Origin of the sequence: Flavobacterium sp. UGB4466, from assembly GCF_903469665.1 — a bacterium.
Lineage (GTDB): Bacteria > Bacteroidota > Bacteroidia > Flavobacteriales > Flavobacteriaceae > Flavobacterium > Flavobacterium lipolyticum.
In genome coordinates this window covers 1-7761 of sequence record NZ_CAGKLC010000145.1, presented here as the reverse complement: position 1 = coordinate 7761, position 7761 = coordinate 1, and the positions used below count along the sequence as shown (strand labels likewise).

The following is a 7761-nucleotide window of genomic DNA, read 5'->3' as shown; positions in this document are numbered from 1 at the left end:
GGATTAAATAAAGTAAAAAAAGCTATTATGGATAATGAACCATACGATTTATTAATCACTGATTTATCTTTTAAAAAGGATCATCGTAAAACTATTCTAAATGGTGGCGAAGAGTTAATCGAAGCGGTTAATGAAGTTCAGCCTAAAATAAAAAAGATAGTATTTTCTATAGAAGACAAATCTTATCGTATAAAATCTCTTTTTTATGATTTAGGCATTAGTGCCTATGTTTCTAAAGGGCGTAATAGTATCGTCGAATTAAAAAAAGCGATTGAAGGAACTTTTAGAAATGAAGAAAAAATACTTTCTTCTGATTTGTCTTTTAATTTCAACGAAAAATCATTGTTTGAAATTGAATCGTACGACATTTCAATCTTAAAACTTCTGTCGCAAGGCTATATTTTAGATAACATATCAAATGAATTTAAAGCAACTTCGATCACTCCAAACGGGACCAGCAGTATCGAAAAACGCATTAATAAACTAAAGATTTACTTTAAGGCAAATAACAATGTACATCTAATTGCTATTGCCAAAGATTTTGGTCTGATTTAATTTTTAATTGGTTTTACGGTTTCCCGTAAGGAAATGTTTTTAAATAAATCTACTTTTGTCTGTAATCTATTAGTCAACTAATGAAAATCAAATACAAAAATAGCTCTAAAAGAAATTTTCTACAGGTTTTTGTTTCGAAGATTAATACAACTAAAAACAAGATCATAATGAAAACAATGTTACTTTGTCTTTTTCTATCCTTAAGTTTTGCTTTCGTTTCTGAAAAAACAGGATGGCTGGAAGTAGATTGGAAAATTATTTTTATTCCGGCTCTGCTTGTTTTGCAAATCATTATAATTGGTACTGCTCTAAAAAACAGGTATAAAAAGCATTAATCTTAAATTTATTGATGCTTAAATTTCAATGAGAATCTTTTTTAAGACAGATTCTCATTGAAACTAGAAACAGAATTCGACTAAACGATAATCGAATTTTGAAATGCCTATATTTGAATTTTTAAATACAGCATGAAATACTTATTAAGTCTTACTTTCTTCCTTTTTTCTGTTCTCACGTACTCACAAACTAAAATTCTATCCTGGAATATTGAGAACTTAGGAAAATCAAAATCCGAATCAGAACTGAATTTCATTGCAAATACTGTTCTTGCTTATGATATTATCGCAATTCAGGAAGTTGTTGCCGGATATGGCGGTTCACAGGCTGTTGCAAAACTTGCTGCAATTTTAAACAATAAGGGCTCAAAATGGGACTATACCATAAGCAACCCAACAAGCGGAAACAGCTATAAAACAGAACGATACGCTTATCTCTGGAAAACAAGCAAGGTAAAGCTGAAAGGTAACGCCTGGCTGGAAAAAAAATACCATTCAGAAATTGATCGTGAGCCTTATCTGGGCACTTTTGAAATCAATAAAAAGAGCATTACATTAGTCAATTTTCATGCTATCACTAAAAAGAAGCAACCTGAGACGGAGATCAAATATTTTAAATTTCTGCCTGAACAATATTCCAACTTAAATTTGGTCTTTGTTGGTGATTTTAACTGCCCGCAATCTCACTCTGTATTTACTCCATTAAAAAAAATGGGATACCATTCTACTTTACAGAATCAAAAGACTACTTTAAAGCAACAATGCAAAGAGACTGTTTGCCTGGCATCAGAATTTGATAATATTTTTTATCACAAAAAGTCAGTAAACTATATAAATTCCGGTATTGTTTCGTTCTATAAAAACTTTAATTCACTTCAGGAAGCCCGAAAAATATCCGATCATATTCCAATCTGGATTGAATTTTCACTGAACTAGATTATGTTTTCAGCTTTTTCTTTCTTGCTGCAGGAAACAAAACATTATTTAAAATGAGACGGTACCCCGGAGAGTTTGGGTGTAAATCTAAAACGGTAGGCGGATCTCCAACCTGATGCTGAAAATCTTCAGGATCATGTCCTCCAAAAAAAGTAAACATCCCTTTTCCTTTCTCGCCATGAATGTATCTTGATTCTCCATTCAATTCGCAAGTCCCCATTATCAGGACATTTGATTTTATCAAATCGGTATCAAATGAGGTCGTCTGGCCCATAAATCCTTTTACTAATTGTGTATGATTCTGGCACAACATACTAGGAATTGGATCCCATTTTGCGGAAAACTCCATTAAAGAAAAATAATCTTTCTCCATAGGAATTCTGCGTTTTGAGGTCATGTCAATATCTGAGAATTCATAAACTTCCGGTTTTCGTTCCAAAGTAAAATTTTTAAAGGCAAACGAATTTCCATAATTCAATTTTGACTGATAATTGGACTCACTGGCATCTCCGTCAAACATGGCTTCGCAGATATCAACTCCATCTGCCGAAAGTGCAATATCAAAACTATCCGTTGCAGAACACATGGCAAACATAAATCCACCACCGATTACAAAATCTCTGATCTTTTTTGCAACTGCTCCTTTTTCCTGAGATACTTTAGGATACCCTAATTTTGCAGCCAGAGCCTCAGCGTCTTTTTTTTGTTCAATGTACCAGGGTGTATTTTTATACGCAGAGTAAAATTTACCGTATTGTCCGGTAAAGTCTTCATGGTGCAAATGCAGCCAATCGTAAAGAAGCAGCTGATCACTTAAAACCTCTTCATCATAAATTGGTGTAAAAGGAATTTCGGCATAAGTTAAAACTAAAGTTACGGCGTCGTCCCAGGGTTGTTTCCCTTTTGGTGTATAAACCGCAATTTTAGGTGCTTTTTCTAAAATAACAGATTCCATATTTTGGGATGGACTTGAAATATCATTTAATATCGAAGCCTCCTCAGCATCTGAAAGAATTTCAAAACTTACTCCTCTAATTTTACATTCTTTACGGATTTCATCGGCATCCGGGAGTAAAAATGAACCTCCGCGATAATTTAACAACCAACTTGCTTTATAGTCTCTACTTAAACACCAATAGGTAATTCCGTAGGCTTTAAGATGATTCTGCTGTGTGGTTTCGTCCATCGGAAGTAGGATAAACGAGGCTTTTGCCGTGAATGAAAGTAGCAATATGAAAATATAAACTAAGCACTTCTTCATTAGAAAATTATTTTAGTAAAGATATAAAGGAACCTTCAAAAAACACAACAGTTGTTTCGCTTTTATAAGTAGACAAATGTTAAAAAAACACCTGAAAATAATTAAATACACGGCTAAAATCACGTAGAAACACCTATTTTGTAAAAGCACATTATTCTTACATTTGCTCTCCCCCGGGCGTAAATTTAATCAATGAAAAAGACAAAGGCATGAAGCTTAATGATAGCAACCAAGAACCTAAGGGATTAAGTATGATACAAAAAATAGGAATAGTTATACTCGTGCTAATTATAATTTTATACTACGTACTCTCCATTCAATATTTAGCAAGCTTAGATTTACAGCGTTAAAACAGCAATTTCATTCTGAATCGCATATACTACTAAACCAGCTATATTTTTGGATTCTGTTTTAAGCAATAAGTTGTTACGGTGCCCTTCTACAGTTCTGGGACTTAAGTAAAGATGATCTGCAATTTCTGAAGTTGTTTTTTGCTGGCAAATAAGCTGAAGTATTTCTATTTCCCGTTGTGAAAGAAAACCGGTTTCCAGATTTCCTTTTGAAGTTTTACTGGAGATAATAGTTTCCTGAATGGTTTGCAGTACACTCTCATTGTAATAAAAACCTTTTTTTGCTACTTGATTGATGGTATGAATTAAATCTTTTGGAGTCGTATTTTTTATCAGATAAGCTACAGCTCCCACCTGAATCATATTGGCAATAAATGATTTTGTATCATAGCTGGTTAACGCAATAATTTTAATTTCGGGAAATGATTTCCGAATAATTTTTGTAGCCTCGACACCATTTAAAATGGGCATTTTCAAATCCATGATAATAATATCAGGCTTGATCACGCTGTTGTCTAAATTTAACAGAAGTTCTTCTCCGTTTGATGCTTCAAAAATAATATCGATATTATCTTCTCTTTGCAATAAAAAAGAAATCCCTTTACGGAACAAAACTTCGTCATCTACTAAAGCAATTTTAATAGCGGCACTCATTTGATTTTTTGTTTTTGGTCTTTTGGTACACCGAAATTACAAAATATGAAGCAGAAAAAAGTACTACAACCACAATATATTAGGTAAAAACCTATTTTATTGCCCTTTTTTAACCTAAAAAGTAAAAACTACGCTAATACCTTTACTAATTTCCGAATGAATTTCGATTATTCCTTTCAAAAACGAAATACGGCTATCTATATTTTTCATACCCAATCCCTTCTGATTTTCGGTATTTTCGCTGTCAAAACCAATTCCATTATCTTTATAATAACAAGTCTGAATCTCATTTTCTACTTTAAAATCAATCCAAATTTCGGTAGCTTTACCATGGCGTAAAGAATTGTTCATTAATTCCTGCAGAATTCGAAAAATATGCAAATGTCGGTCATTATGATTCGAATCAAAATCAATTCCATTATGATAATGCACTTTTACCGCCTTAGAACTTTCAAATTCGTCACAAAGTTCCCGGACTCCGGCATTCAGACCAAACTTTTCAAAAACCGGGGGTAATAAATTATGGGCAATTTTTCTGGAATTCTCTAATGCTTTAGCCGTTAGACTAATAATTGTATCCGTAATTTCATTTGTCTCGGCTTCCGTTAAATTTGGGGAGGATAGTAAATGTGAATTTAATGAAACTATATTGAGCTTAGAACTGATGTCATCATGCAAATCCTGAGCGATTCTTTTTCGCTCTTCTTCCTGAGTAACAATAACTGCATGCAATTGTTCCTTTCGATACTGAATTTCCAAATCTCTTTTCTCTACTTCCTTCTGAATAATTTTCTTTCTCGAAAAATAAAAGAAGGCCACTAAGAAAAATGCCACAACCATAAAAAAACATGATGTGTACAAGATGATGGCAACTATCTCTTTTTCGTAAACCGGGCTTCCACTCATATCATATCTGATTATTAATTTTATTTTTTGGATTAAAACTTACTTTCCATTCGTATAAGATAAATAGATAATACAACAGTACGAAAAAAGCATTTAGTCTCCATGTAAAATATTTTAAATCATCGCTTAATCCGAGGGTAAGATTACCCACTAAAAAAAGGACCGTACTTACCAGTAAATAAGAAGACAATCCCACTGTAAAATAATAATACTTCCTGTCATCGGTCAGCATATTATAAAAATGCAATAAAGCATATACAACACTTAGCAAGGAAGTCGCCGTAATGGCAAACAAATTAAATTTAAAAAATTGTTCTGTATTAATCAAACACTGGACGGCCAAAACGAACAACATTAAAGTCAGACTCCAGTCTACAAATGCTTTTTGTCTTTTTTGTCCTAAAATTGATTTGTAAAACAGTCCCAATAAAACCATTTGACCAATAAAATAGATGTTTACAAAAAATAAATTTTCAATCTGAAAACGGTATAACAGCTCCATCGTGAATTGAATAACACATAAAAACACGACATAAACTGTAAAAAAAACATTAGCTTTTTCCCGTAGGAAAAAGCTATATGTATATAAAATCAGGTTAAGTAAGAGTACCAAATAACCTGAATATATTAGAAAATTATCCATCAACTATTGATTCATTGGACTATTCGGGTCGGTGTACGGAGGACAAGGACGAGAAGCATCGTAAAGTACATCTTCACCATCTCCGGCAGTTCTTGCTCCCGCTGCGGCTAGCTGTTTTTTGAAAACATCTACATAAACACCTGTTTTTGGATCTAGTTTTGTACCCACAAGCATTAAGTTTTGCTCTCCGGCATTATTAATCCCTACATAAGCACGCACGGCGTCAATGTCCTGGTCTAATACCAACTTGATACTCTCTAACGGAATCAGATAAGCATCTACTTTCTCTTTACCTTCTTTGGACTTTCGAAATTTCCGAGCCCATTCCTGACCAACAGCCAAACTGACTTCAACTGATCCTAATTTTTTTTCTTCTGACATAATTTAAATTTGTTTTTGGGTTAAAGTTTAATTCATTAATCGCTTTACGCAATTGTTTAGCTAAACTACAGAATTTTCTAGGAAAAGTATTAATATAAAAGCATAAAAAAAGCCTCAAAATGAGGCTAAATTGTTTTATTAAAACGGAACATCGTTGTCGTCATCGTCGTCATTTAAATTACTGCCGAAAGCTTCATTGGCCGAAGGCAGGCTTTTAGTTATAAAAGAATTATCGTCATGATTCATTTTTGATGGCAAATCGTCATAACTACCTGAAAAATCATCAAGATTATCAAACTTTCCAAGATGTCCTAAGAATTTCAATCGAATGTTTTCGATCCCCCCGTTACGGTGTTTGGCGATCATAATCTCTGCCTGACCTGCAGTTGGTGATGCTTCATCGTCATCCCACTCTTCAATTTTGTAGTATTCCGGTCGGTATAAAAACGAAACGATATCGGCATCCTGCTCGATAGCTCCAGATTCACGAAGATCCGAAAGCAACGGACGTTTACTGGATCCACGCGTTTCAACGGCACGCGATAACTGCGAAAGTGCAATTACCGGAACGTTTAGCTCTTTTGCCAGGGCTTTTAAGTTTCGGGAAATAGTCGAAATCTCCTGTTCACGATTTCCACCTCCTTTATTATTTCCTCCGGCAGTCATCAGCTGCAAATAATCAATAATAATAATTTTAATTCCGTGCTGTGAAGCCAAACGACGGCATTTTGCTCTCAAGTCAAAAATAGAAAGCGAAGGTGTATCATCAATAAACAAAGGTGCTTTTTCCAGATCTTTTACTTTGGTACTCAACATTTCCCATTCGTGGGGTTCTAATTTACCGGTACGAAGTTTTTCTGATGACAATCCAGTTTCTGACGAAATTAACCTTGTAATCAACTGAACGGATGCCATCTCCAGAGAGAACAAAGCCACCCCATGCCCGTACTGAATGGCTATATTTCTCGCCATTGAAAGTACAAAGGCTGTTTTTCCCATCGCAGGTCTCGCCGCGATAATAATTAAATCACTAGGCTGCCATCCTGAAGTCAATTTGTCCAAATTATGAAAACCGGTTTCCACACCACTCAATCCTTCCTTTTTCGCAATCTCTTCAATTTTCTTTTTAGCCTGAAGTACCAAACTCTGAGCCGTTTCAGAACTACGTTTGATATTTCCTTGTGTTACTTCATAAAGTTTAGATTCGGCCTGATCCAGCAAATCAAACACGTCTGCTGTTTCATCATAAGAGGCTTCGATAATTTCGGACGAAATTCGAATCAAACTTCTTTGAATGAATTTTTGAAGGATAATACGAGAGTGGAATTCGATATGCGCAGAAGAAGCAATTTTTTGAGTAAGCTGAATTAAATAAAAATCTCCTCCGGCTAACTCTAATTTTCCATTCTTCTTTAATTGTGCCGAAACCGTCAGCAAATCGATTGGCTGTGTTTCGGTAAAAAGCTGAACGATCGCTTCAAAAATAAATTTATGTCCCTCTTTATAAAAAGCATCAGCCTGTAAAATATCAATTACATCATCAACCCCCTTTTTATCAATCATCATCGCACCAAGAACAGCCTCCTCCAATTCAAGCACTTGCGGCGGAAGTTTTCCTTTTTCTAAATTAATAATTGTGGTTTTATCTACCTTTACAGGATTTACATTCTTGAAATTTTCCATATAGCGAAAGTAGCAAAATTTAAAAAAAAATTGCTATTGAGTTATAACTATTAATTG

At 34.2% G+C, this 7761-nt stretch carries 9 protein-coding genes; 3 read left to right on the top strand and 6 right to left on the bottom strand.

Translation table 11 applies throughout. From position 1 onward, the window contains the following. The 3 genes from JO950_RS20355 to JO950_RS20345 form a co-directional block, all read left to right on the top strand. Positions 1 to 555, top strand: a 555-nt coding sequence (locus tag JO950_RS20355; RefSeq protein ID WP_202704270.1) for a response regulator, incomplete at its 5' end; no start/stop codon positions are given. Positions 556 to 635: 80 nt separating this feature from the next. Continuing rightward, complete coding sequence (locus tag JO950_RS20350; protein WP_346432358.1) at positions 636 to 890, top strand: hypothetical protein; 255 nt, start codon at positions 636 to 638, stop codon at positions 888 to 890. Between the two features lie 132 nt (positions 891 to 1022). Next, the gene (locus JO950_RS20345; RefSeq protein ID WP_202704269.1) at positions 1023 to 1826 is read left to right on the top strand and encodes an endonuclease/exonuclease/phosphatase family protein; all 804 of its coding nucleotides are present in this window, start codon (positions 1023 to 1025) and stop codon (positions 1824 to 1826) included. Between the two features lies 1 nt (position 1827). Here JO950_RS20345 and JO950_RS20340 read toward each other — a convergent pair whose 3' ends face one another. From JO950_RS20340 to dnaB, 6 genes are all read right to left on the bottom strand, one after another. Next, positions 1828 to 3087 carry an asparagine synthetase B gene (locus tag JO950_RS20340; RefSeq protein WP_202704268.1) on the bottom strand — a complete coding sequence of 420 codons (1260 nt, stop codon included), beginning with the start codon at positions 3085 to 3087 and terminating at the stop codon, positions 1828 to 1830. 338 nt (positions 3088 to 3425) lie between these two features. Beyond that, positions 3426 to 4091, bottom strand: a complete 666-nt coding sequence (locus JO950_RS20335; protein ID WP_017498438.1) for a response regulator transcription factor — start codon at positions 4089 to 4091, stop codon at positions 3426 to 3428. Between the two features lie 114 nt (positions 4092 to 4205). Beyond that, entirely contained in the window at positions 4206 to 4997 is a 792-nt protein-coding gene (locus JO950_RS20330) for a sensor histidine kinase (RefSeq protein WP_202704267.1), read from the bottom strand. A 1-nt stretch (position 4998) separates the two neighbouring features. Continuing rightward, a complete protein-coding gene (locus JO950_RS20325) occupies positions 4999 to 5499 on the bottom strand; it encodes a hypothetical protein (protein WP_202704266.1) in 501 nt (166 codons plus the stop codon). A gap of 144 nt (positions 5500 to 5643) precedes the next feature. Continuing rightward, a complete protein-coding gene (locus JO950_RS20320; protein WP_202704265.1) occupies positions 5644 to 6021 on the bottom strand; it encodes a hypothetical protein in 378 nt (125 codons plus the stop codon). A gap of 138 nt (positions 6022 to 6159) precedes the next feature. After that, positions 6160 to 7704, bottom strand: a complete 1545-nt coding sequence (gene dnaB / locus JO950_RS20315) for a replicative DNA helicase (RefSeq protein ID WP_202704264.1) — start codon at positions 7702 to 7704, stop codon at positions 6160 to 6162. Positions 7705 to 7761 lie beyond the last annotated feature (57 nt).

What these genes read in the sequence shown, in the direction of transcription:
- JO950_RS20320 (WP_202704265.1), bottom strand. Translation starts at nt 6,021, where the DNA reads ATGTCAGAAGAAAAAAAATTAGGATCAGTTGAAGTCAGTTTGGCTGTT.
- JO950_RS20350 (WP_346432358.1), top strand. Translation starts at nt 636, where the DNA reads ATGAAAATCAAATACAAAAATAGCTCTAAAAGAAATTTTCTACAGGTT.
- JO950_RS20325 (WP_202704266.1), bottom strand. Translation starts at nt 5,499, where the DNA reads ATGGAGCTGTTATACCGTTTTCAGATTGAAAATTTATTTTTTGTAAAC.
- JO950_RS20330 (WP_202704267.1), bottom strand. Translation starts at nt 4,997, where the DNA reads ATGAGTGGAAGCCCGGTTTACGAAAAAGAGATAGTTGCCATCATCTTG.
- JO950_RS20340 (WP_202704268.1), bottom strand. Translation starts at nt 3,087, where the DNA reads ATGAAGAAGTGCTTAGTTTATATTTTCATATTGCTACTTTCATTCACG.
- JO950_RS20345 (WP_202704269.1), top strand. Translation starts at nt 1,023, where the DNA reads ATGAAATACTTATTAAGTCTTACTTTCTTCCTTTTTTCTGTTCTCACG.
- JO950_RS20335 (WP_017498438.1), bottom strand. Translation starts at nt 4,091, where the DNA reads ATGAGTGCCGCTATTAAAATTGCTTTAGTAGATGACGAAGTTTTGTTC.
- dnaB (WP_202704264.1), bottom strand. Translation starts at nt 7,704, where the DNA reads ATGGAAAATTTCAAGAATGTAAATCCTGTAAAGGTAGATAAAACCACA.